General features: G+C 60.1%; 26 protein-coding genes. 15 read left to right on the forward strand and 11 right to left on the reverse strand.

Translation table 11 applies throughout. The annotated features are described in order from the left end of the window. Positions 1–9 precede the first annotated feature (9 nt). From BLP99_RS22575 to BLP99_RS22600, 6 genes are all read left to right on the forward strand, one after another. Positions 10–1104, forward strand: coding sequence for a phage tail protein (locus tag BLP99_RS22575; protein WP_072459427.1), 1095 nt, complete (start codon positions 10–12; stop codon positions 1102–1104). Between the two features lie 8 nt (positions 1105–1112). Continuing rightward, complete coding sequence (locus BLP99_RS22580; protein WP_092181837.1) at positions 1113–1673, forward strand: tail fiber assembly protein; 561 nt, start codon at positions 1113–1115, stop codon at positions 1671–1673. A gap of 112 nt (positions 1674–1785) precedes the next feature. After that, entirely contained in the window at positions 1786–2697 is a 912-nt protein-coding gene (locus BLP99_RS22585; protein WP_072387829.1) for a gp53-like domain-containing protein, read from the forward strand. A 12-nt stretch (positions 2698–2709) separates the two neighbouring features. Then, positions 2710–3144, forward strand: a complete 435-nt coding sequence (locus BLP99_RS22590; RefSeq protein ID WP_072387827.1) for a phage tail assembly chaperone — start codon at positions 2710–2712, stop codon at positions 3142–3144. Between the two features lie 22 nt (positions 3145–3166). Then, positions 3167–3730 carry a glycoside hydrolase family 19 protein gene (locus BLP99_RS22595; RefSeq protein WP_072387825.1) on the forward strand — a complete coding sequence of 188 codons (564 nt, stop codon included), beginning with the start codon at positions 3167–3169 and terminating at the stop codon, positions 3728–3730. After that, positions 3712–4248 carry a lysis system i-spanin subunit Rz gene (locus BLP99_RS22600; RefSeq protein ID WP_176776523.1) on the forward strand — a complete coding sequence of 179 codons (537 nt, stop codon included), beginning with the start codon at positions 3712–3714 and terminating at the stop codon, positions 4246–4248. Before BLP99_RS22595 ends, BLP99_RS22600 begins: the two co-directional genes overlap by 19 nt. A 40-nt stretch (positions 4249–4288) precedes the next feature. Here BLP99_RS22600 and BLP99_RS22605 read toward each other — a convergent pair whose 3' ends face one another. Further along, positions 4289–4951, reverse strand: a complete 663-nt coding sequence (locus tag BLP99_RS22605; protein WP_072459425.1) for a glycosyltransferase family 25 protein — start codon at positions 4949–4951, stop codon at positions 4289–4291. A gap of 168 nt (positions 4952–5119) precedes the next feature. On the opposite strand from BLP99_RS22605, the gene BLP99_RS22610 reads away from it, so the two are divergent. From BLP99_RS22610 to recX, 3 genes are all read left to right on the forward strand, one after another. Continuing rightward, on the forward strand, positions 5120–5620 hold the full coding sequence (locus BLP99_RS22610) for a CinA family protein (protein ID WP_072387823.1): 501 nt from the start codon (positions 5120–5122) through the stop codon (positions 5618–5620). Positions 5621–5703: 83 nt separating this feature from the next. Next, on the forward strand, positions 5704–6756 hold the full coding sequence (gene recA, locus BLP99_RS22615) for a recombinase RecA (RefSeq protein ID WP_072387821.1): 1053 nt from the start codon (positions 5704–5706) through the stop codon (positions 6754–6756). 8 nt (positions 6757–6764) lie between these two features. Continuing rightward, positions 6765–7232, forward strand: coding sequence for a recombination regulator RecX (recX, locus tag BLP99_RS22620; RefSeq protein WP_072387819.1), 468 nt, complete (start codon positions 6765–6767; stop codon positions 7230–7232). 43 nt (positions 7233–7275) lie between these two features. Here the strand turns inward: recX and BLP99_RS22625 are convergent, their stop codons facing one another. Next, the gene (locus BLP99_RS22625; RefSeq protein ID WP_072387817.1) at positions 7276–8394 is read right to left on the reverse strand and encodes an LOG family protein; all 1119 of its coding nucleotides are present in this window, start codon (positions 8392–8394) and stop codon (positions 7276–7278) included. Between the two features lie 444 nt (positions 8395–8838). Between BLP99_RS22625 and BLP99_RS22630 the strand changes: the two genes are divergently transcribed. Further along, on the forward strand, positions 8839–9033 hold the full coding sequence (locus BLP99_RS22630) for a hypothetical protein (RefSeq protein WP_072387815.1): 195 nt from the start codon (positions 8839–8841) through the stop codon (positions 9031–9033). Here the strand turns inward: BLP99_RS22630 and BLP99_RS22635 are convergent, their stop codons facing one another. Continuing rightward, a complete protein-coding gene (locus BLP99_RS22635; protein ID WP_072387813.1) occupies positions 9034–9456 on the reverse strand; it encodes a quorum-sensing-regulated virulence factor family protein in 423 nt (140 codons plus the stop codon). Positions 9457–9605: 149 nt separating this feature from the next. Here BLP99_RS22635 and BLP99_RS22640 point away from each other — a divergent pair, with 149 nt between their 5' ends. The 3 genes from BLP99_RS22640 to BLP99_RS22650 all read left to right on the forward strand — a co-directional run bounded on the left by BLP99_RS22640 (position 9606) and on the right by BLP99_RS22650 (position 11680). Then, entirely contained in the window at positions 9606–10373 is a 768-nt protein-coding gene (locus tag BLP99_RS22640) for a tRNA-uridine aminocarboxypropyltransferase (protein WP_072388725.1), read from the forward strand. 216 nt (positions 10374–10589) lie between these two features. Further along, positions 10590–11243, forward strand: a complete 654-nt coding sequence (gene erdR, locus BLP99_RS22645) for a response regulator transcription factor ErdR (RefSeq protein ID WP_072459424.1) — start codon at positions 10590–10592, stop codon at positions 11241–11243. Positions 11244–11314: 71 nt separating this feature from the next. Further along, entirely contained in the window at positions 11315–11680 is a 366-nt protein-coding gene (locus BLP99_RS22650; RefSeq protein ID WP_072387808.1) for a diacylglycerol kinase, read from the forward strand. Positions 11681–11684: 4 nt separating this feature from the next. On the opposite strand, the gene BLP99_RS22655 is transcribed toward BLP99_RS22650, so the two are convergent. Then, positions 11685–12611 (reverse strand): LysR family transcriptional regulator, encoded by a 927-nt coding sequence (locus BLP99_RS22655; RefSeq protein WP_165887761.1) that lies wholly within the window; start codon positions 12609–12611, stop codon positions 11685–11687. A gap of 122 nt (positions 12612–12733) precedes the next feature. Between BLP99_RS22655 and fpr the strand changes: the two genes are divergently transcribed. Beyond that, entirely contained in the window at positions 12734–13513 is a 780-nt protein-coding gene (gene fpr / locus BLP99_RS22660; RefSeq protein ID WP_016966062.1) for a ferredoxin-NADP reductase, read from the forward strand. Between the two features lie 91 nt (positions 13514–13604). On the opposite strand, the gene tsaA is transcribed toward fpr, so the two are convergent. The 5 genes from tsaA to rimO form a co-directional block, all read right to left on the reverse strand. Next, positions 13605–14303: a tRNA (N6-threonylcarbamoyladenosine(37)-N6)-methyltransferase TrmO gene (gene tsaA / locus BLP99_RS22665; RefSeq protein WP_092181804.1), complete on the reverse strand. Its 699-nt coding sequence runs from the start codon at positions 14301–14303 to the stop codon at positions 13605–13607. A gap of 129 nt (positions 14304–14432) precedes the next feature. After that, entirely contained in the window at positions 14433–14894 is a 462-nt protein-coding gene (locus tag BLP99_RS22670) for a YehS family protein (RefSeq protein WP_072387804.1), read from the reverse strand. A 63-nt stretch (positions 14895–14957) separates the two neighbouring features. Continuing rightward, complete coding sequence (locus BLP99_RS22675) at positions 14958–15668, reverse strand: rRNA pseudouridine synthase (protein ID WP_072387802.1); 711 nt, start codon at positions 15666–15668, stop codon at positions 14958–14960. 82 nt (positions 15669–15750) lie between these two features. Beyond that, the gene (locus tag BLP99_RS22680; protein WP_072387800.1) at positions 15751–16224 is read right to left on the reverse strand and encodes a GNAT family N-acetyltransferase; all 474 of its coding nucleotides are present in this window, start codon (positions 16222–16224) and stop codon (positions 15751–15753) included. A gap of 180 nt (positions 16225–16404) precedes the next feature. Continuing rightward, positions 16405–17745 carry a 30S ribosomal protein S12 methylthiotransferase RimO gene (gene rimO / locus BLP99_RS22685; protein ID WP_072387798.1) on the reverse strand — a complete coding sequence of 447 codons (1341 nt, stop codon included), beginning with the start codon at positions 17743–17745 and terminating at the stop codon, positions 16405–16407. A 268-nt stretch (positions 17746–18013) separates the two neighbouring features. Here rimO and BLP99_RS22695 point away from each other — a divergent pair, with 268 nt between their 5' ends. Beyond that, complete coding sequence (locus BLP99_RS22695; RefSeq protein WP_072387796.1) at positions 18014–19915, forward strand: potassium transporter Kup; 1902 nt, start codon at positions 18014–18016, stop codon at positions 19913–19915. A 101-nt stretch (positions 19916–20016) separates the two neighbouring features. Here the strand turns inward: BLP99_RS22695 and BLP99_RS22700 are convergent, their stop codons facing one another. Then, the gene (locus BLP99_RS22700; protein ID WP_072387795.1) at positions 20017–21303 is read right to left on the reverse strand and encodes a virulence factor family protein; all 1287 of its coding nucleotides are present in this window, start codon (positions 21301–21303) and stop codon (positions 20017–20019) included. After that, on the reverse strand, positions 21303–23942 hold the full coding sequence (gene mprF / locus BLP99_RS22705) for a bifunctional lysylphosphatidylglycerol flippase/synthetase MprF (protein WP_072387794.1): 2640 nt from the start codon (positions 23940–23942) through the stop codon (positions 21303–21305). The genes BLP99_RS22700 and mprF overlap by 1 nt, the downstream gene beginning before the upstream one ends. Positions 23943–24047 lie beyond the last annotated feature (105 nt).

The raw sequence follows: 24047 nt of genomic DNA on the forward strand, positions 1-24047 counted from the left end.
AAATAACATATGGATTATCCAAAAAGCGTTCCCAGCGTCGGGCTGGTGAACGGTCGGTTCGTGGACGAAGATCCGCTGGCGGGTAAACCCGGTTCATTGATTCCGGCGGTCTGGGGCAATGGGGTTACCCAAGAAATCCTCAATGTGATCTCGGCCGCCGGCATGACGCCGTCAGAAGCGGACACCGGGCAATTGATCAAGGCGTTGCAAGCCATTCTTGGACGCAGCAGTCCGATGCGCTCGGTGGTGACGCGGTTGACGGCATCAAAGACGCTTGTTGCCGAAGAGTTGGGGTTGGTGTTGATCGATGCCGGTGCCGGTGCGGCAACCCTCAATTTGCCATCGGCAAATGCAGGGTTGGGGGTTCAGGATCTCATCGTTCGGCGTGTCGATAACAGCGGCAACCGCCTTATGGTTCAGGCCGCAGGTACCGACAGAATCAAATTTCATACTCATCTTTCTGCCAATGGTTATCCATTTCTGGTGCTGATGGGAGCAGGGGATTGGTGGCATCTACGCAGTGATGGTGCTGGTAGTTGGTGGCCGGTGGGTCGATTCGACAATACCGCGTTGGGCCGCCCATTCTTTGAAACGACTATCGTATTGAGTCCGGGAGGCTATGGTGCGTTGAACGGCGCTGTCATGAAGCGTTCCGAATGGCCATGGCTTTGGGATCATGCCCAGCAGTCCGGCATGCTTGGTACCGAAGCCAACCGGGAGGGTAATGAAGGTAAGTGGAGCTCCGGCGATGGTGCGCAGACGTTCCGTGGACCTGAGGGGCGCGGGGAGTTCTTGAGGGTGTTGGACGAAGGGAGGTCGGTGGATGTAAGTCGGGTGATGGGAAGCGCTCAATCGGCAACTGTCCACTCTCATGCATTGGGCGCGCAAGGAGCTGGGGCCATCGGTTCAAGGTGGTCCGACAGTTTAACCAGCTACGGCTCCATTACCCAAGAGGAAATCAAGATTGTTGGAGATTTGGTTAATGGTGGTCCTACTTTTCCCGTCGGAACTACTTACCAAATGGATACGGCCAATACGCTGCTTTATACCTATAAGTCGCGTCCGCGCAATATAGCCTTCCCCGCTCGCATGAAACTAATTTGAGGTTGTTTATGTTTTATTACCTTTTTGATAAGGCTGGGGAATTGAAAGGCCCCGTTGCTTTTCCCGTAACTCCAGGTGTCGGCGTTCAACTTCCAAGTAACGCCGTCGAGCTTTCTTTTAAACTTCCCCTGCCAGAGAAAGATCGAACATGGGCACTGGTGGATAATGTTCCGCGGGAGGTTGTGGATCGTCGCGGGGTGGTTTATCACAAGGCGAGCGGTAGGCAGCAAGTCTGGAGTGAACTGGGGGAGTTGCCGGAGGCTTTCACGACTGACCCATGTCCCGGAGAGCACTATGTCTGGGCTGATGATAAATGGCAGATCGACAGGGAATCTCAATTGAGCTGCATTAAGGCTGAAGCTCTGAGTAAACGCGATGTGCTTCTTCGAGATGCAATGTTGCGAATTGCACCTCTGCAATATGCAGAGGACATTGGAGATGCTTCCGATGAGGAGCAACTCGCCTTGATGGAGTGGAGACTCTACAGTGTTGAGCTGAACCGCATCCATAAGCAAGCTGCTTTTCCGGATGAAATAAACTGGCCTGTAGTGCCAGCATCTACTGTTTAGATGCATTCCTGATGATTTACTATTATTTGATGTTTCCAATGACTGTTTAAAGTTCAGTGTTGAAGATTTCGGTTGTCTGTTTCTGGTCGTTTAAATACCAAGGGAGTAAAAGGTGGATTATCCAAAAAGTGTTCCCAGTGCGGGTTTGGTGAATGGCAGATTTGTAGACGAGAACGCCTTGGCTGGGACGCCAGGATCATTGATCCCCGCCAGTTGGGGGAATGGCGTCACACAGGAAATAATCAACGTCATTCAGGCCGCCGGTATTACCCCCTCGGAAGAAACCTACAATCAGTTACTGGCGGCATTGCGCGGCACTGGATTGTTTCTTACCGCTCCTCAGTTCGATAACGATAAGACCGTTGCTACGACAGAGTTCGTAGCCCGCAGCGGATTGCAGTACGCCGGCTTTGACGTGTATTCCACACATGCGGCTTTGACATCCAAGGATATTGGTGGAGTCGCCAGCTTTGCCAGTGAAACCCCGGTTACCGCCAAACTGCCCGCCACGACAGGCGTCCTGCATGGCGCCACTGTCAGGATTATCAACGCAGGCAATGGCGTAGTGACTATATCGACGACCTTGGCGACCGATAAGTTGTCGGGATCGAACGGAGCAGAGGGTACCGTTAGTATCGGGTTAGGGGAGACCGCGGAGTTTATCAAGCTCAATGCCCAATGGCGTCTGATTGGTGGAACGGCCACCTCGAAGTATTCGGCCATGTTCTCTTCGTCGTTACAGCCCAATGGATGGAAACGTATTCCCGATACCACCAGTCCGACGGGCTATGTCATCGAACAGTGGGGAGTTTCATCGAGCGGCACGGATGCCAATGGCGTGCTGGTGACGTTTCCCATGTCGTTTCCGAATGCGGTCAGGAATATCAACGTGACCGATGGTGGACCGACCTGTGCGTCGTTCGGCGTCTCATTTGGTTCCCTGAGTCAGTTCAGGCTTTATGGTCGGGATCACAATGGTGTCTACGCGAACTGGACTGGGCTCTGGCGTGCAATTGGTTATTGAAAGGATGCCGTTATGCTGATTTTTTATGCTCCAACCACGGGTGGGTTCTACAACTCCATCGATCATGCAAATGAAATTCCCAAAGATGCTGTTGAGATTTCGGAGCACGCATACAGTGCATTGTTCGCAGCCCCTTTTTTAAATAGGTGTATCACGTCGGACGCCATGGGGTATCCGGTGCTTTCGGAGCTTGAGGTCGACAGGATCGAGACGCAGATACTCAACGAAACACATTGGCGTGACGCTCAGCTCACCGCCACCGATCGCCTCGTAGCCCGGGATCGCGACGAGATGGACGACGGCGGCGGTACGACGCTGGATCAGGCGCAGTACACGCAACTCCAGGCCTATCGGCGAGCCCTTAGAGATTGGCCCCAGGACGAGCTGTTTCCCGCGGCTGAGCACCGCCCCGTCGCGCCGCCCTGGTTGAAAGCGCAACTTCAGTGATGTTTTTTTCGATGGTCGGATTATGGACGTTACCCAGCAGCAACTCATCAAGATCATGCCCGACGCCCGCTCTCAAGCGGGCGTTTTCGTTCCTGCGCTCAACCATGCGATGAGCCGTCACCGGATCGATACGCCCAAACGCGTTGCTGCGTTTCTGGCGCAGATCGGCCACGAGTCGGGGCAGTTGCGATATGTGCGGGAGCTTGGCAGTGAAATGTATCTAAGCAAGTACGACACCGGCGCGTTGGCCGTTCGCCTGGGAAATACTCCCCAGGCCGACGGCGACGGCCAGAAATATCGGGGGCGTGGGCTGATCCAGATTACGGGCCGCGACAATTATCTGCGGTGCAGTCTCGGTTTGTTTGGCGATGAACGTCTGCTGGCCTTGCCGGAACTGCTGGAACAACCACAGTGGGCATCCGAATCGGCTGCCTGGTTCTGGGAGCAGAACGGCTTGAACGAACTGGCCGACCGTGACCAGTTCAACAGTATCACTCGGCGTATCAACGGCGGCTTGAACGGCCTGGAAGATCGTCTGCAACTTTGGGCGCGGGCGAGGGCGGTGTTATGCCAGTCTTCGACCTGATGCCTTTTTCCTTCCGTACTCTCGGGATTGTTCTCTTGCTGGCGCTGCTGGCCGCTGGTCCAGCTACGCTGGCGTGGCGACTCCAGGATTGGCGCTATGGTCGTCAACTGGCGCAAATGGCCCAGTCCCAAGCCGAGACCCTGAGTCAGTTGAGCCAGGCGGCGACAGCGCAACAAAAGGCCGAGCAAGAGAAGCGACTGGCCCTGGAACAGCAACTTTCTGCCAGCGAACACACCCACTACCGAGCCTTGAGCGATGCCCAACGTGACCAGGATCGCCTGCGCGATCGCCTTGCTACTGCCGATGTCCGGCTGTCAGTCCTCCTCGATGCCCACGATGCCTCCCCCGGTTGTGCGGTGCCTGCCGCCACCGGCTCCGGCGGCATGGATCATGGCCCCCTACGCGCCCGACTTGACCCGACGCATGCTCAACGAATTATCGCCATCACCGATGAAGGCGACCGTGGATTGATCGCCTTGCGGGCTTGCCAGGCGTATGTCAGGGCGTTGGGTCAGTAATTCGTCGAGTCGTTGTCGACCGGAAAGAATCTTGCTTGGTTTACCGGTTCACGCCCAGAACTGTCATGTAGAAGTTCTTTACTGCCGACCAGACGTGCCTATACCAATTGTTTCTCCAGAACGAATCATCGTTAGGAGCAATGTCTTCTATGTCGCTTGAAACGAGATGAGCGGGTTGCTGGCCGAACATCATGGGGAAAACGCAATGTTGTTTGATCTGGGCCCTTACGACTCTGTCGATGGGCTCTGAACGGTATTCAAGCTTTACAAACTCCGAGCAGCCTCGTTTGCTGAGTATATAAGCGTGCAGTGCGGTTACCCGGCCGCGAGCGATGGAAAAATTCCAGGTGAGCCATATTTTCCCCATCGTGTAACCGAGATGGAGAATGGAAAAATTTTCCGTCGAAATAAAGCGATTGATGTTGCGGACTGTCTGTTTTGAGAAGAAATACTGCAGTGCATCGTCTTCCAGGATCAGGACGTTTGAATAGTTGCGCTGCAATGCAATCTCTGCGCACTTCAAATGCGAATTGAAGCAGCCTCTTGCCGGATTCTCTCTATCAGGATCGACCAGTACGAACTCTATGTCCAAACCTGAGCGTTTCATGGTTTCAAGCAGTAGCAGCCTGCGATCCTTCCGATCCTTGAGGCTGATGCAGAGTACGCCATCAACCGAAAGGCGGCTGAGATCCTTGGTTTTCATTCCATCGTTCCGACTGTCATGGGCAACTGAATATAGCGAGGTTTTTTCGATGTCCATAGCGTGGTCTGGATGTGTCCTGAAAAACAGAGCGCTCTCCCGGGCCCGAGCCTTGCAAGCTTCCAACGCTCGTGTACGGTAGGCGTCATTGCGTCGAATCAGGAGAGCGTCATGGAGGAGATTACCGAGCTGGCCGCCGAACTGGGCCGGCGCCTGCAGTTGCTCAATGTTCATGTGACCACCGCCGAGTCCTGTACCGGTGGCGGGATTGCCGAGGCGATCACGCGAATTCCAGGCAGTTCGGCTTGGTTCGAAGCCGGTTTCGTCACTTATTCCAATCGCCAGAAGACCCGGCAACTGAATGTGCCGGACGAACTGTTCGGCACGGTGGGAGCGGTCAGTCGCGAGGTGGTCGAGGCCATGGTCCGGGGCGCCCAGCGACAGGGCCAGGCGCGGTTCGCCGTGGCGGTCAGCGGTATCGCCGGGCCGGACGGCGGTTCCCCGGGCAAGCCGGTGGGCACCGTGTGGCTGGCCTGGGGCGTTGGCGAAACGGTCTTCAGCGAGCAGCGGTTCTTTGCGGGCAACCGCGACGAGGTCCGCCGACAAACGGTGAAGGCCGCGCTAGAGGGGCTGCTGCAACATGCCGCCGCAGAAATCTCAAATCGGGGGTAGGCGATCCTCGATCCCTGTGGAATAATACTGGCTACTTATACAGGTGTTGGCCGTCAGGCCTTATTGATTACGTGAGGACTTTAATGGACGACAACAAGAAGAAAGCCTTGGCTGCGGCCTTGGGTCAGATCGAACGTCAATTCGGCAAGGGTGCCGTAATGCGTATGGGCGATCAGGACCGTCAGGCTATTCCTTCCATCTCCACCGGCTCCCTGGGCCTGGACATCGCGCTTGGCATCGGCGGCTTGCCAAAAGGTCGTATCGTTGAAATCTACGGTCCTGAGTCCTCCGGTAAAACCACGCTGACCCTGTCCGTGATTGCCCAGGCCCAGAAGGCCGGCGCGACCTGCGCCTTCGTCGATGCCGAGCACGCCCTGGACCCGGAATATGCCGGCAAATTGGGCGTCAATGTCGACGACCTGCTGGTCTCCCAACCTGACACTGGTGAGCAGGCACTGGAAATCACCGACATGCTGGTGCGTTCCAACGCGGTTGACGTGATCATCGTCGACTCCGTGGCGGCACTGGTACCTAAAGCCGAAATCGAAGGTGAAATGGGCGACATGCACGTGGGCCTCCAGGCTCGCCTGATGTCCCAGGCCCTTCGCAAGATCACCGGTAACATCAAGAATGCCAACTGCCTGGTGATCTTCATCAACCAGATCCGCATGAAGATCGGCGTGATGTTCGGCAGCCCGGAAACCACCACTGGTGGTAACGCCCTGAAGTTCTACGCCTCGGTCCGCCTGGACATCCGTCGTACCGGCGCAGTGAAGGAAGGCGACGAGGTTGTCGGCAGCGAAACCCGCGTCAAGGTTGTGAAGAACAAGGTGGCTTCGCCATTCCGTCAGGCCGAGTTCCAGATTCTTTACGGCAAGGGCATCTACCTCAATGGCGAGATGATCGACCTGGGCGTGTTGCACGGCTTCGTTGAAAAGTCCGGTGCCTGGTACGCCTACAACGGCACCAAGATCGGTCAGGGCAAGGCCAACTCGGCCAAGTTCCTGGCGGACAACCCGGAAGTGGCTGCGGCCCTCGAGAAGCAATTGCGCGACAAGCTGTTGAGCCCGGTTGCGGACGTCAAGGCGTTGGCTAACCGTGAGACCGCTGACGATCTGGTTGACGCTGATATCTGATCAAATCGATGACCGCCGTACTCGATACCCTCGTCGCGGTGCGGCGAACTGCGATGGACCTGCTCGCCAGACGCGAGCACGGTCGAGTCGAACTGACGCGAAAACTGCGTCAGCGTGGTGCCTGCGATGAGTTGATCGAAACGACCTTGGATCGCTTGACGCAAGAGGGCCTGTTGTCAGAGGCCCGTTATCTGGAAAGCTTCGTTTCCTATCGGGCCCGCTCCGGTTATGGACCGTTGAGGATTCGGGAGGAACTGGGTCAACGCGGCCTGCAGCGTTCGGATATCGAACAAGCCCTACGTGAAAGCGGTATCGATTGGCAGGATCAGTTGATGGAAACCTGGCGTCGCAAGTTCTCTGGGCATCTACCCGTCGATGCACGGGAACGGGCCAAACAAGGTCGGTTCCTGGCGTACAGAGGCTACTCCATGGAAATGATCAACCGCTTGTTCAGCGGTCGAGGATTGGATGATTGAAAAACGGCCCGCTATTTCGATAGCGGGCCGTTTTTTTATGGGTTCAGGTGACCTTGATCGTCTCCCAGGCAAGCGGATGGGCCTTGGGGTAGGGTTGGGCCCAGTTTTCCGGCAAGTTGATGAAGTCCACCAGCGCCCTCAACCGACCATGGTCGCGAGCGTTGAAGTTGAATGCCAATCGCGTCAGGTGGCTGAACCGTGCTTCATCAGGCTCGTCGCCGTTGTAGGCCAGCTGATGAAAGCGATCGTTCAGGCACAGGTCGGCAAACTCCACTTGCATCTGTTCCAGGGCCTGCTCGTTGAGCTTGTGGTTCATGCGGATCACGAACTGATGCTTGAGCCAGCGGCTGGAATGGAAGTTACGATAGAACTGGTTGATTTCCTCCACGGCATCTTCGGCGGTGTATACCAGGCGCATCAGCTTCAGGTCGGTGGGCAGGATGTAGCGGTTTTCCTCCAATTGTTCGCGGATGAAATCCAGGGCGCTTTGCCAGAACTTTCCTCCGGGAACGTCCAGTAATACTACCGGTACCAGTGGGCTTTTACCGGTCTGCACCAGCGTCAGCACTTCCAGTGCTTCATCAAGGGTGCCGAAACCACCCGGGCAGAGCACCAGCGCGTCGGCCTCCTTGACGAAGAACAGTTTGCGAGTGAAGAAGAAGTGGAAGGGCAACAGGTTCGGCGTGCCTTCGACGGTCGGGTTTGCATGTTGTTCGAAAGGCAGGGTGATATTGAACCCGAGGCTGTGCTCGCGGCCGGCGCCTTCATGAGCGGCGGCCATGATGCCTCCGCCTGCGCCAGTGATGACCATCATGTCCGAGCGGGCCAGCGCCGCTCCCAGCTCCCTCGCCAGGCCATACAGGGGATGTTCGATAGGCGTTCGTGCGGAGCCGAAGACAGTGACCTTGCGGCGCCCCTTGAACTGTTCCAGCGTGCGGAATGCCTGTTCCAGTTCCCGCAGGGCCTGCAACGTGATCTTGGCGTTCCAGCGGTTGTGGTCTTCCTGGGCCATGCGCAGCACGGTCAGGATCATGTCTCGGTAGATGGGGAGGTTGGGGCTGTTGGGTGACACCAGGTTGAGTTGCTCTTCGACCTTGCGGATAAGGTCGTGGCCATGGTTCTCAAAATGACGATTGAGCAGGTCATTTGGTTTGTAAGGCATCAAGCTTCTCCTTCTTGACGGAACCCCGACCCGGGCGAAAGGTTCGCCGGGGCCGCGACACTCCGTGTGTCGCCGTCAATCCAGGCGCTCGCCTGGGCGTTCGATTTGGCCTGAACCTGTTTACATATCATCGATCAGGCCATCCACCGGGTTCCGTATGTCCCTTGGATTTAAGAACAATCACACGGCAAGGTAGGGTGGCAGCCTCGTTCTGCCCAAAACATATTCATGAAGTGAGTCGATCTTGCGTTGCCATGATCATGGCGCTCAAAAGTGACCGTTGGCAACCGCTGGATGAAAGCTTTGGAGTAGCGCACCGCTCGTCCGATTGCCAGTTGCACGCATGCCGCTCTGATTTACTGATAACAGGCGTGTCAATGCAGTTCGATGCCCATGGCTGGGCACGCGATGGATTGAAGCGAATCGGGCAAGGAGGCGGGAGAAATGAGCAGGGTAACCCTGGAACTCGACAGGCAGTTGTATCTGACGCTGTTGGAAGCGGCCCAGGCCAATCGAATCAGCCTCGAGGAAGAGTGTTGTCGTCGCTTGGAGGGCAGGACCTGGCGCTCGCGATACCTGCAGGCGCTGGTGGCGGAACTGCGCGCCGACGATGAACAGCGACGCGCACGCTCGGGCTGATTACTTCTTGGTCTTGGCCGGTTTTGGGCAATCCGACTCCTGGAAGCGTTCGGTCGCGACCGGGCGGTTGGTTTTGACCTCGGTAAACTCGTAGCGCATGGTGGCGCCCTTGGCCATCAGCTTGCGAAAGCCCGGATTGGTGCATACCTTGGAGCCCAGCTGGAAATACACGGCCTTGGGGTCGGCGCGCATCTTTTCGGCATGGCTGCTCTGCACGCTGAGGTGGTTGATCAACTCGGTGCCTTCCACCGTGTAGCCCTGATCGAGAATGTCTTCATTGATCGCCCGGGGGGTGCCAACGCTGCTCTCCCTGGCCACGTTCTGCAACATCTTGTTCAGTTCGAGTTCTTTCAGCGAGGCAGCCTGGGCGCTGAAGGACGTCGCCAACAGAACGGCAACGGTAGGGACGGTAAGGCGCAGCATGAAACTCTCCTGGTTCAGTGACTGGTGGTTCGACCGGTCACGTGACTGTGCGTTCATTGGCGGCGAATTATAGGGGAGGCGAGGTGGACGGTACAGGCTCGTGCGCTCTGGTAGACTGCCGGCCTTCATTGCGCTGTCGAGTGTCGTTCGTGTCGAGTTCTCCCGCCTGTCGGCTTCATGCCCCTAACGCCGTAGCCCGCCTGCGCGATCAGCGCATCGATGAGGGGATCAAGCCGCTTCAGGCCCGTGGCTGGCGCGCACCCCGTTGCAGTGCCTGCCGGGTGATCCAGAGCCATTGCCTGTGTGCCTGGCGACCGAAGGTCGAAGCCCGTTCCGGGGTTTGCCTGATCATGACCAACAAGGAAGTGTTCAAGCCCAGCAACACCGGGTGGCTGATTGCCGACGTGGTACGCGACAATCATGCCTTCATCTGGTCGCGCACCGAGGTCGACGGACAATTGCTGGCGTTGCTGAATGACCCTCAATGGCAACCCTACCTGGTGTTTCCGGGTGAATACGTCGAGCCGTTGCGGGTCACCCACACCGTAGACCTGGATCGTTCCAGGCGACCGTTGTTCATTCTGTTGGACGCGACCTGGACGGAGGCGCGCAAGATTTTCCGCAAGAGTCCCTATTTCGACCAGTTGCCGATCCTGAGCCTGCTGCCTGACAAACTGTCGCGCTACCGCTTGCGCCGTTCCACCCGCAGCGAGCACCTGTGCACCGCCGAAGTGGCGGCGCTGTGCCTGGAGCTGGCCGGGGATCATGATGCGGCCTCTGCCCTGGACGCTTATTTCGATGTGTTCAGCCAGCATTACCTGGGCGCCAAGGGGCAACGGGAAGTGGATGTATCGACCCCGGCTCACGCTGAGCTGTTGCCCTTTATTGATACGGCTCAAGGGGCAGTGGCCGGATAGTGGCCCATACTGGAGACAGTGGTGGCCGTGCTGCTTGACCACCCCGGCTTCGCTGGGCATGCTTGGCGCCGACCGGGGCATGGCCAAGGTTTGAAACGCCATACCGTGCTGGCGTGAACAGTTCCCTCTGGATGCCGCCGCCATGGTGGGTGTCCCGAGTGGCTCTGGCGAGGTGCGATCATATCGGCCTGCCATAAGAACAGGATCATTTGAACAATGGCCACATACGAAATCCTGATTGCCGATGACCATCCGCTCTTTCGTAGCGCGTTGCATCAGGCAGTGACCCTGGGCCTGGGCCCGGATGTCCGGCTGACGGAGGTGGCCAGTATTGCGGAACTGGAGAGCCGGTTGACCGAAAAGGCTGACTGGGACCTGGTGCTGCTGGACCTGAACATGCCGGGAGCGTATGGATTTTCCGGATTGGTACTGTTGCGCGGTCAGTATCCGCAGATTCCCGTGGTGATGGTTTCGGCCCAGGAGGAAGCGTCGGTGATGGTCAAGGCCCGGGAGTTCGGTGCCAGCGGGTTCATCCCCAAGTCCAGTTCGCTTGAAATGATCCAGAAGGCGGTGAAGGCGGTCCTGGATGGTGATGCTGCCTGGCCGCCCCAGGCATTCGAGGCAGTGAGCGTGTCGCAAGAGGCCAAGGCCGCCAGCGAAGGCCTGGCCAGTCTCACGCCGCAACAGTTCCGGGTACTGACCATGGTCTGCGAAGGTTTGCTGAACAAGCAGATCGCTTATGAATTGAACGTCTCGGAGGCCACCATCAAGGCCCATGTGACGGCGATCTTCCGAAAGCTGAACGTGCGCACCCGGACCCAGGCGGCCTTGTTGTTGCAACAGCTTGAGTCAATTTCACCGCAGCCCTAGTGTGTCTGTTCACGCTTTTTTGACCGGGTTTGAATTAGCTTCTCCACTCCTTTCGATCAGTTGCCCATCCTATGTCACCTTTTAAAGGCCAAACCGGCCTGAAACGCATCCTCAACGCCTCCGGCTATTCCCTGGATGGCCTGCGCGCGGCCTTTGTCGGCGAAGCGGCGTTCCGTCAACTGGTCCTGCTCAACGTCATCCTGATCCCGCTGTCGTTCTTCCTGAACGTCAGCCGTGTCGAGCAGGCGCTGTTGATTGCGGTCTGCCTGCTGGCGCTGATCGTCGAACTGCTCAATTCGGCGGTGGAGGCGGCCATCGACCGCATTTCCCTGGAACTGCACCCGCTGTCGAAGAATGCCAAGGACATGGGCAGTGCCGCCCAGCTCGTCGCCCTGACGATGATTACGCTGGTATGGGGCGTGATCCTGCTGCAGTAGCGCTTCAGGCAATGGCCGGCAGGACGATTTCGTCGCTGCGTTGCGCGCCGGCGGTGAACGCCCGGCACAGCTCGAGAAACTCGCGCATCGCCGATGTCTGGTATTTCTGTTTGTGCCAGATGAAGTAGAACTGCCGCGCCAGGTCCATGTCCGGGGTTTCCACGGGGACCAGGCTGCCCCGACGGAACGCATCGCGCAGGGCCAGGCGTGAAATGCAGCCGATCCCCAGGCCGGACTCCACGGCGCGCTTGATGGCTTCGGTGTGTTCCAGTTCCAGGCGGATGTTCAGCGCGCTGCGATGATGGCGCATGGCTTGGTCGAAGGTCAGGCGAGTGCCGGAGCCCTGTTCCCGCAGAATCCACGCTTCATGGGTCAGTTCCTCCATGGTCGCCTGGCCGCGCCTGGCCAGTGGATGCTGGGGCGCGCAAAACACCACCAGCTCGTCCTCGACCCAACTCTGCACTTCGATATCCGGATGGCTGCAATCGCCTTCGATTAGACCCAGATCAATTTCATAGTGGGCGACCTGATGCACGATATTGGCAGTGTTCTGTACATGCAGCTTCACCTGGCTTTCCGGATGGCGCTGCATGAAACCGCCGATCAGCAGGGTGGCCAGGTAATTGCCGATGGTCAGGGTGGCGCCAACCGCCAGTGAGCCGAAGCCGGACTTGCCGTTGAGCAGGTCTTCGATCTCCTTGGCCTGGTCCAGCAACGCCACCGCCTGGGGTAGCAACTGTTTGCCCAGGGCGTTGAGGCTCAGGCGCTTACCGGCGCGGTCGAACAACTGGCAGCTGGACTGGCGCTCCAATTCGGTGATGGAGGTGCTGGCAGCCGATTGCGACAGATTGAGCTGGCCCGCAGCACGGGACACGCTCTCCTGCTGGGCGACGGCGACGAAGACCTGAAGTTGACGTAGAGTAAATCGCATATCGATATAACCGATAACCCTTATCTTAATAATCCATTTAACAGATATTGTCGCCGCTATTAGAATGCGATGCAATTGCGCTCCTTCCCGGCGCAGGCATCATTTCCAGGAGTCCCCCGTACATGAGCAACATGAACCACGAGCGTGTCCTCAGTGTTCATCACTGGAACGACACTCTGTTCAGCTTCAAGTGCACCCGCGATCCGGGCCTGCGCTTCGAGAACGGTCAGTTCGTGATGATCGGCCTGCAGCAGCCCAACGGCCGCCCGCTTATGCGCGCTTACTCGATTGCCAGCCCGAACTGGGAAGAGCATCTCGAGTTCTTCAGCATCAAGGTGCCTGATGGTCCGCTGACTTCCCAATTGCAGCACCTGAAGGAAGGCGACGAGATCATCATCAGCAAGAAACCCACCGGCACCCTGGTGCTGGACGACCTCAAGCCGGGCAAGCACCTGTACCTGCTCAGCACCGGCACCGGCCTGGCGCCGTTCATGAGCGTCATCCAGGATCCGGAAACCTATGAGCGTTTCGAAAAAGTGATCCTGTGCCACGGCGTACGTTACGTCAACGAAGTCGCCTATCGCGAGTTCATCACCGAGCACTTGCCGCAGAACGAGTTTTTCGGCGAAGCGCTGCGTGAAAAACTGATCTACTACCCGACCGTGACCCGCGAGCCGTTCGAGAACGAAGGCCGCCTGACCGACCTGATGCGCAGCGGCAAGCTGTTCCGCGACATCGGCCTGCCACCGATCAACCCCCAGGACGACCGCGCCATGCTGTGCGGTAGCCCGAGCATGCTGGAAGAAACCAGCGAAGTGCTCAACAGCTTCGGCCTGACCGTTTCGCCGCGTATGCGCGAGCCGGGGGATTACCTGATCGAACGGGCCTTCGTAGAGAAGTAAGCCCGCGAAGAAGACGACTCGGTCCAACCGATCGCCATTGAAATAGCCCGCGTCGCCTGGATAAGGCGGCGCGGGCTTTTTCGTTCCAGGATCATTGTTTCGCCGGAATCACTTCCAGCACGCGGATCAACCCCAGCCGCGGATAATGCCAGCGAACGTCCACATCCCAGAATTGCGCGCCATATTCCCGTTCCGCTGTCGGCACCTGGTACGCCGGGCGGGGGTCCTGGGCCAGGCACTGTTCGATCAGTTCCACCAGCGGCTCCTGCAGGCGCATGGCGTGGTCGCGTGCTTGGTGCAGGGCAGGGGGCGCCCATTGCACGGGGACCGGCTCGGGCGCTGCGCTGGCGATGCTGTTCGAAGCCGTGCCAATGATGTCGGCGTAGGGCACGTAGGGCTTGATGTCCAGTACCGGTGTACCGTCCAGCAAGTCGATGCCCGAGATCCACAGACGAGCGGTTTCGACCCGTTCCAGCTTGACCACGGATTGGCCGATGCCGTTGGGGCGATGGGTTGCCCGGGTGGCGAATACCCCCATGGATTTGTTGCCGCCCAGGCGTGGCGGACGCACTTTCAGCCGAGGCTTGTTTTCCAGAGCCTGGTGGAACAGGAACAGCAGCCAGACATGGCTGACCTGCTCCAGGCCCTGCACGGCGTCGCCCTGGTCGAACGGCGCCACCAGCTCCAGCACGCCGCGAGCGGCAGGCGCCAGGTGAGGTTGCCGTGGGATGGCGAACTTTTCCTTGAAACAGGAGTGGACGAAGCCGACGGGGGAGACGTTGTAAGTCATGGGATGAAATCGACGCCAGATGGAGAGGGCATGATAACGCGGGAGCTGCAATCGGCACTGTCCTCTGTGGTGAGGGGATTTATCCCCACTGGACGTGCAGCGTCCCCTCGCCACCGCGGCCCTGGGAAGTCAGCCGCGAACGCGCAGCGTCAGCCCCTTGAGGAAGTTGCGCAGCAACTGGTCGCCGCACGGGCGGTAGTTGGTGTGGCCGAACTTGCGGAACAGCGCGCTCAGTTCCGGTTTGGACACCGGGAAGTCCGCAGACTTGAGGATGGCGTGCATGTCGTCTTCCTTCAGTTCGAAGGCCACTCGCAGCTTCTTGAGGATGATGTTGTTGGTCACCGGCACTTCGATGGGCAGCGGTGGGCGGCTCTCGTCCTTGCCCCGTTTGAAGATCACCAGGCCGTCGAGGAAATGCGCCATGACTTCGTCGGGGCAGAACACGAAGCCTTCTTCTTCATCCTTCTTGAGATAGCCCGCCAGGTCCGCCAGGGACACGTCCAGGCCGCCCAGCTTGATGATCTCGATGACTTTCTTGTCGCTGATATCGAGCATGTAGCGCACGCTGCGCAGTACGTCGTTGTGAATCATGTGTGCAATCCTGATCAATCGGCGGTGGGTGCCCAGCGAGGTGCGGCACCGGAAGAAGTGACTTTAGAATTTCTCTTTGGCGGACAGGTAGCGCCACTGGCCCAGCGGCACCTTGCCGATGGACACGCCGCCGATGCGGATCCGGCGGATGGCGACGGCCTTTAGGCCGACCGCCTGGCAGAGCAACGCGATGATGCCCGGCTGCGGGTTCTTCAGCGCGAAGCGCAGGCGGTTCTCGTTCTGCCAGCTGGCCTTGACCGCGGGTAACTCCTTGCCCTTGTAGGTCAGGCCATGGTTCAGGCGGTTGAGGCCGTGGGCAAGCATCTCTCCCTCGACGTCCACGACGTATTCCTGCTCGATCTTCGCGGCGTCGGCGGTGAGCTTGCGCAGGATCTTCCAGTCCTGGGTGAACACCAGGAGGCCGCTGGCGTTGGCCTGCAGGTCGGCGCTGGCGGTCAGTCTCAGGAAATGGCCCTTGAGCGGACGTTTGCCGAAGCGGTGCTCTTCGCTCAGGGTCTGCGGGGCCAGGCTCGCCATGGCGGTGTCCACGTCCATGCCCGCCGGAACGTTCAGCAGCAGGGTCACCGGCTCCGGCGCGGTGGCCTTGGCTTGTGGGTCGAGTTCGACCTTCTGGGTGGTGACCTTGAACTGCGGTTCGTCGACGACCTCGCCATCCACGGTGACCCAGCCGCCCTCGATGAACAGCTCAGCCTCCCGGCGGGAGCAGCCGACAAGTTCGATGAGGCGTTTGGAGAGGCGTATCGGGTCAGTCATGACAAGGCCGTAGCAAAAAGAGGGTGGGCATTGTACCTGCGTGGCGCCGGTTAATCGCGGTTCCATTTGCCTCGTGTGGCTTTTAGCCGCGCACGGCCTTCAGGCCGGGCTGCCTGTAGCGCATATGCAGCAACGGGTATGGCTGGCCCATGCCGTCCCGCGCCGAGCGGCCGACCACTTCGAATCCCTGCTTGAGATAAAAGCCCAGGGCCTGCGGGTTCTGTTCGTTGACATCCAGCTGATCGGCGTTCATGTGTTCCATGGCGTAGTGCAAGAGTTGCTTGCCCAGGCCCTGGCCCCGGTGCTGTGGGTCGATGAACAGCATTTCGATCTTGCCCGCCGCGACGCCGGCGAAACCGGTAATGCGCTGGTGCGCGTCCCGGGTGCAGATGAGCATTACCGCATCCAGGTAGCGGGTGAGCACCAGGTTCTTCAGCAGCTCGATGTAGCTGTCCGGAAGAAAATCATGGGTTGCCCGCACCGAAGCTTCCCAGACCTGGGTCAGTTCCTGGTAATCGCTGGATTTCGGGGTATGGATGACCGAGTGCTGGCGCATGCCCGCCTGTTCCTTGTGCTGAATGTCCCGGGTTTCTCCATACGATAGTCGTAAAAAAGCCCCGCATCTTGTCGCAAGGCAGGGCTTTTTGGTTTTTTCGAGGCTGACGAATCAATGGCAGCAGGCACGGACCTGTGACCCTGGCCACAAAAGTCACCTGGGCCTGGGTCCACGCCAGGATCAGGCGATCTGCTCAGCCCACAGATCGTACTCATCGGCATCGGTCACCTTGCACCAGACCTTGTCGCCCGGCTTGAGATGGCTGCCGTTGTCGATGAAGACGTTGCCATCGATTTCCGGGGCATCGAAGAAGCAGCGGCCCACGGCGCCTTGCTCGTCCACTTCATCCACCAGGACCTCGATTTCACGGCCGATGCGCATTTGCAGGCGCGCCGAGCTGATTGCCTGCTGATGCGCCATGAAGCGCTCCCAGCGGTCCTGCTTGACGTCGTCCGGCACGACGTCCAGGGCCAGGTCGTTGGCCGGAGCACCTTCCACCGGGGAATACTGGAAGCAGCCGACGCGATCGAGCTGGGCTTCGGTCAGCCAGTCCAGCAGGTACTGGAAGTCTTCTTCGGTTTCGCCGGGGAAGCCGACGATGAAGGTGGAGCGGATGATCAGGTCCGGGCAGATTTCGCGCCAGTTCTTGATGCGAGCCAGGGTCTTGTCTTCGAACGCCGGGCGTTTCATGGCCTTGAGGACCTTCGGGCTGGCGTGTTGGAACGGGATGTCCAGGTACGGCAGGATCTTGCCGGCGGCCATCAGTGGGATCAGTTCGTCCACGTGCGGGTAAGGGTAGACGTAGTGCAGGCGGACCCAGACGCCGAGGGTGCCGAGGGCTTCGCACAGTTCGGTCATGCGGGTCTTCACTGGCGCGCCGTTCCAGAAGCCGGTGCGGTATTTCACGTCGACGCCGTAGGCACTGGTGTCCTGGGAGATCACCAGCAGTTCCTTGACGCCGGCCTTGACCAGGCGCTGGGCCTCATCGAGCACATCGCCCACCGGGCGACTCACCAGCTTGCCGCGCATCGACGGGATGATGCAGAAGCTGCAGCTGTGGTTGCAGCCTTCGGAAATCTTCAGGTAGGCATAGTGGCGTGGGGTCAACTTGATGCCTTGTGGCGGCACCAGGTCGATGAGCGGGTTGTGGTCCTGCTTGGGGGGCACCACCTCATGCACCGCGTTGACCACCTGCTCGTACTGCTGCGGGCCGGTCACCGCCAGTACGCTGGGGTGCACGTCGCGGATGTTGCCTTCTTCGACGCCCATGCAGCCGGTGACGATGACCTTGCCGTTTTCCTTGATGGCTTCGCCGATCACTTCCAGGGACTCGGCCTTGGCCGAATCGATGAAACCGCAGGTGTTGACCACTACCACGTCCGCGTCCTGATACGTGGAAACGACGTCATAGCCTTCCATGCGCAGCTGGGTCAGGATGCGCTCGGAGTCGACCAGAGCCTTCGGGCAACCCAGGGAAACGAAGCCGACCTTGGGATTGGCTGGCGTGGTAGTGGTGGACATGTCTAACCTCGGTGTAGGGGGATCGTCTCTTGGGAGACAGGGCGCCTGGCGCGCCTCTGATCAAAAAGTGCGCAATTCTAGCGATGGACGCGTCACTTGACCAGCTTTATGCGGGGAAAAACGACGAGTGCTGCGCTATGCTTCGCGCCTTTGCGCTTTGCTGCTTTTTACAGTCAACTGAATACCTGTAACTAGATGTTGAGCGACGCATGGGCGTGACAAAACATGTTGCGTATAAGAAGGCAGTCTTGGGAATCAGGAGTATTGGATGGGGCAGGCAAGTAGTCAGGCGGTGGAGGCCGGGCATTCGGCCGCAAACCCGCTTAGCATGCTGGTCGCGGCGGTCGGAGTGGTTTATGGCGACATCGGCACGAGCCCGTTGTACACCCTCAAGGAAGTGTTTTCCGGTGCCTATGGCGTACCCGTCAACCATGACGGGGTGCTGGGGATCCTGTCGCTGATCTTCTGGTCGCTGATCTGGGTCGTGTCGATCAAGTACATGATGTTCGTCCTGCGTGCCGACAACCAGGGCGAGGGCGGCATCATGGCGCTCACCGCCCTGGCACGGCGGGCGGCGGGAAGCCGGGCCCGGCTGCGCACGTTGCTGGTGGTTTGCGGTCTGATCGGCGCCGCGCTGTTCTACGGCGACAGCATGATCACCCCGGCGATTTCCGTGCTCTCGGCCATCGAAGGCCTCGGGCTGGCGTTCGAGGGCATCGACCATTGGGTCGTGCCGCTGTCGCTGGTGGTGTTGGTCGCGCTGTTTCTGATCCAGCGCCATGGCACCGCGCGGATCGGCATCCTGTTCGGCCCGATCATGGTCATCTGGTTCGTGGTGCTCGGTGCGCTGGGCGTCTACGGCATCAGCCAGCAACCGGAAGTGCTGCTGGCGGTGAACCCGGCCTGGGCAGTGCGTTTCTTCGTGGTCCATCCAGGCATGGGCGTGGCGATCCTCGGTGCCGTGGTACTGGCGTTGACCGGTGCCGAAGCGCTTTACGCCGATATGGGCCATTTCGGCCGCAAGCCGATTGCCCGCGCCTGGTTTCTCCTGGTGTTGCCGGGCTTGATGCTCAACTATTTCGGCCAGGGCGCGTTGTTGCTGGGTGATCCCGAGGCGGCGCGCAACCCGTTCTATCTGCTGGCGCCGAGCTGGGCGTTGCTGCCGCTGGTGGGCCTGGCCACCCTGGCCACGGTGATCGCTTCGCAAGCGGTGATTTCCGGCGCGTTCTCCCTGACCCGTCAGGCCATCCAGCTGGGCTATATCCCGCGCATGTATATCCAGCACACTTCCAGCGCCGAACAGGGCCAGATCTACATCGGCGCGGTGAACTGGTCGTTGATGGTGGGTGTGGTGCTGCTGGTGCTGGGATTCGAATCGTCCGGCGCGCTGGCCTCGGCCTACGGCGTGGCGGTGACCGGCACCATGCTGATGACCACCATCCTGGTCTCGGCCGTGATCCTGTTGCTATGGAAATGGCCGCCTGTGCTGGCGATACCGGTACTGCTCGGTTTCCTGCTGGTGGATGGCCTGTATTTCGCGGCCAACGTGCCGAAGATCATCCAGGGCGGGGCTTTCCCCGTCATCGCCGGCATCGCCTTGTTCGTGCTGATGACCACCTGGAAGCGCGGCAAGCAGTTGCTGGTGGAGCGCCTGGACGAAGGTGCGCTGCCGTTGCCGATCTTCATCAGCAGCATCCGTGTGCAGCCACCGCATCGCGTGCAGGGTACCGCCGTGTTCCTGACGGCGCGCTCCGACGCCGTGCCCCATGCGCTGTTGCACAATCTGCTGCACAACCAGGTGCTGCACGAGCAAGTGGTATTGCTGACGGTGGTCTACGAAGACATCCCGCGAGTACCGCCGCAGCGGCGCTTCGAGGTCGATTCCTACGGCGAGGGTTTCTTCCGGGTGATCCTGCATTTCGGTTTCACCGATGAGCCGGACGTGCCGCAGGCGCTCAAGCTCTGCCACCTCGACGAGCTGGATTTCAGTCCGATGCGTACGACGTATTTCCTCAGCCGGGAAACGGTCATCGCTTCCAAGCTCGAAGGCATGGCTCGCTGGCGCGAGTTGCTGTTCGCCTTCATGCTGAAGAACGCCAACGGCAACCTGCGGTTCTTCAACCTGCCGTTGAACCGGGTGATCGAGTTGGGAACGCAGGTGGAGATGTAGGCGCGTATTCCAGTCGCCTGTCTGGACAAAGGCCCCTGTCGCGTGTAGCGGCAGGGGCCTTTTTTGTGGGCAAGGAAGTGAATTCCCGCCGCAGTGTCAGATCATTGCGCAGCGGCCTGCTGGCGCTTGTTGATCTCGTCCACCAGGCGCTTGGCCAGGGCCGGGTAGTTTTCGTCGAAGTGATGCCCGCCCGGCAGCTGGATGGCTTCACCTACCGCTGTCTTGTCGGTGCAGCCACTTTCGCCGGCTTCTTCGGCGCCATAGATGCACACCACTTTGCCGGCAGGCAACTTGGCCATTTCCGGGCCGGTGGCGGCTTCGGTGCCGGCGTTGCCCAGCCAGCCCTCGACTTCGATCTCGAAGCTGCCGGTGCGGGCGAAGGCCAGCAGGATGATCGCGTCGACCCGTTGCTGTTCGGTGGCCGGCAAGCGGTTGTAGATCGCCGGCAGCACGTCGGCTCCGAAGGAGTAGCCAGTCAGGATGAAGCGCTTGGTGCCCCAGATCTGGCGGTAGTGCTGCATCAGTTCGGTCAGGTCCAGTGCGCTCTGTTCCGGGCTCTTGCGCTGCCAGTAGTAGCGCAGGGTGTCGATACCGACCACCGGATAGCCGATCCTGGCCATTTCATCGGCCACGTCACGATCCAGGTCACGCCAGCCGCCATCCCCGGAGAGGAACAGGGTCACGGTGTCCCGGGCCTGGCTGGCGGGCACTTCCACCACCGGAATGGCCAGGCCCCCCTTGCCCTTCTCGGCGCCCACCAGGATCTTGCGCAGCTCGTTGTTCAGCACTTGTGGCAAGGCGATGTCATAGTCGCTGATGCTGGTTTCGGCATTCGGTTGGTCCCGCACGAACCCGGCGCTGGTGTCATCGGGGTTATCGTTCCAGGCCACCAGCCAGTGGCCGTGGGCCGCGCTCTTGGGCAGCAGGTGGGTGCAGCCGGGTTTTTCCAGGGCCAGGTCCACCGAGACGGCCTTGGCCTTGTCATCCTTCTGCTCGGCCAGCCAGCGCCAGGCCAGCACGGCGCCAGGGCCGATGCCGCTGACCAGCGTCGCCGGTCCCTGGAGCTGCCTCAGGCCGGCTTGCAGGGCGCGTCCCTGCAACATGCAGTCCTTGGGCAGGATCACCTGGACGATCAGTGCCGAGCCGCTGCGGCTGAGTGTGCTCAGCTGAGTATCACTCAGCTTCTGCTCTTCATTGACCGCCACCAGGACCTGGGCACGCGGCTTGGTGCCGGGAACGACCCGGGTCATGGGCACGCCGTCGGCAGGCGTCAGTTGTTCAAGGGTAGGTTGCGGGGCGGGGCGGTTCCAGTACCAGTAACCACCCCCCAGGATCACCGCCAGCACCAGCAGGGCGGCCACTACATATCGCCAGGAGCGTTGCATCATCAGCGTTTCACCAGTCCAGTCAGGCCGCCCGCGATCAGGGCGGCGGTATCGGCCAGCGCCACCAGCGGATCGAGTCCGGCGGGCATGGCCATGTAACGAGGTTCCCAGTCAGGCTGGAACTTGTCTTTGAATCGGCGCAGCCCCTGGAAATTGTAGAGCTGCTCGCCACGGCGGAACACCATCGAGCCCAGGCGCTGGGTCAGCGGCGCGCCGCGACGTGGCTGCAGGCCCGACAGCGGGACCATGCCGAGGCTGAAGCGGGCGTAGCCATGGTTTTTGTAATGCTGGATCAGACCGACCATCATGAACTCCATGGTCAGCTTCGGCGCGTCGGGATGGGCACGCATCAGGTCGAGGCTGGCCAGCTCGTGACTGTGGGTTTCCAGCAGGTTGGCGAACGCCACCGGACGGCCCTCGAAGCGAATCACAGCGATGCGGAAGTGCTTGAGGTACTCGTCGCTGAAGCGGCCCAGGGAGAACCCTTTCTCGCGCACGTTCTTGCCGGTCAGCCAGGCATCGGAAATGACCTTGAGTTCATCCATCGGCGCCTGGCCCGGTTCGTGGATTTCCAGGGACAGGCCGTCCCGGGTGCCACGGTTCCAGGTGTAGCGCAGGTCCTTCATTTCCTTGCCCTTGGCCTCGAGGTCGAAACGCTTGAGGTCGATCCGGGCTTCTTCACCCAGCTTGATCGCCGTCAGGCCGATATCCATGTAGTACGGCAGGTTCTCGACCCGTACCTGGTAGAACACCGGGCGGGCGTGGTGGACATCGCACAGGTCACGGAACTGCCAGATCATTTCGGCCCGCTGCTGGGGCGGCCCGATCGGGTCATACAGCGCCACCAGGCTGCGGCCACGACGGGCATACATCAGGAAGGCTTCGTCGTTGGGATGGAACAGCAGCGCCTTGTCGCCGGTCAGGGCCAGGCCGCCGTCGGGTTGTGAAGAGGCCATCAGGATGGTCTTGGCGCGCTCCAGTTCTTGCGCCGTCGGCAAGTGGATCACTGGCCGCGCGGTGCGCAGCAGCCAGGTCAGCGAGACCACCACCAACAGCACCGCTGCCCCCAACAGCGAGCGCAGGCCGCGAGGCGCGTCGGCATCCAGGGTGAACTGCCACCACAGCTGATGACTGTAGGGAACGTCCTGGTAGGCGAACAGCAGCAGCCAGATCGACGCGCCGAGCACGCAGAGACTGGCGATCAGGAACAACGGCGAAAAGGGCAGCTCGGTGAGCCGGCTCGGACGGTAGAAGGAGCGCCGGAACACCGCCAGCAAGGCGGCCGTCAAGGTCAACAGCGTCGCTTCTTCCCAGTCGAACCCCTTGAGCAGCGAGAGCAGGGCACCCACCAGCAGCAAGACGGTGGTCAGCATCCAGGCGGCCGACAGGCGACGACGCAAGCCTTGGGCGAGCAACAGGCACAACACGCCCACCAGGCTGGCGCCGAAGTGGGACGCGTCCACCAGTCGGTGCGGGATCAGGAACCCGATATGCTCCAGGCGCGTATCGATCTCCGGCGTCACGCCGGAAAACAGCAGCACCACGCCAGACAGGAACACCAGCACCGCCAGGACCGGCGCCGCCAGGCCCGAGGCCGCCCGCAGGGTCTGGCGGGTCTGGAACAGTCGTTGTGCTTCGTTGATCAGCAACAATACGCAGGCCACCAGCATGGGCAGTAGCACGTAGATCAGGCGATACAGCAGCAGGGCGGCGGCCAGCGGTGCGGCTCCCAGCTTGTCGGCAAACGCGGCCAGCAGGATCGCTTCGAACACCCCGACGCCGCCCGGCACATGGCTCAGCACCCCGGCCGCCAATGCCAGCAGGTACACCAGCAGGAACGCGCCGAAGGGTGGCGCTTCGGGAAGCAACAGGTACAGCACCGTGGCCGCGGCCGCGACGTCCAGTGCCGTGATCACCAATTGCAGGAATGTCAGGCGTCGGCCCGGCAAGCGCAAGGTGCGGCGTCCGGCCCTGACCAGCAGGCTGTCCCGATGAGGTTGCTCCGGCAGGCGCCGGCGATAGATACCCACCGCCAGGATGCCCATGAGCAACAGTACCGCCACGGAGATCGCCGCCAACAGGGGAGCCGGAAGATGCAGCGCAGCGGAGGCGGCGGGCAGGTTGCTGAGGGTGGCCAGTGCCGCCAGTGGCGGTAGTGCACAACCCAGGGACAGGCTGGCGAACAACGTCATATGGGCGACATCCGCCGCTCCGAGGCCATGGCGGGCGTAAAGTCGGTAGCGCACCGAGCCCCCCGACAGCAGCGACAGGCCGATGGCATTGCCAATGGCGAATGCGGTGAAGCCGCCCAGGATCAATGTCTGCGGCGGCAGCGTCACGCCGGCATAACGGCTGGCGGACCATTCGTAGCCCAAGAGGATGATGAAGCCTGCGACCGTTGCTGCCACGGCGCCAAGCAGGGCGGGGCGAGGCACGTCGAGAATCGAATCGTGCAGTGCGTAAAGGTCGAGTTCGCTCAGGAGATGACGACAGGCGATCAGGGCGATCGCAAACAGCAGCAGCGTGACGGCGAGGCCGATAGGCTGTCGGTACTGACTGATCCGATCCAGCCAGCGCAATCGTTCGGCCTTGATCGGTTGTGTCGCGGAAACTGTATCTTGTGGGTCAGAGTGGGCGCGCATCAATCACCTCTTGAGCTATGCGCGACAGGATGGGGGTATCCAGCCAGGTTACCAATCCCTGCGGCAGAAAATAATTACAAAACTTTTGTAATGAAGCCGATTTTT

It is taken from the genome of Pseudomonas sp. NFACC32-1, from assembly GCF_900101215.1.
Classification (GTDB): domain Bacteria; phylum Pseudomonadota; class Gammaproteobacteria; order Pseudomonadales; family Pseudomonadaceae; genus Aquipseudomonas.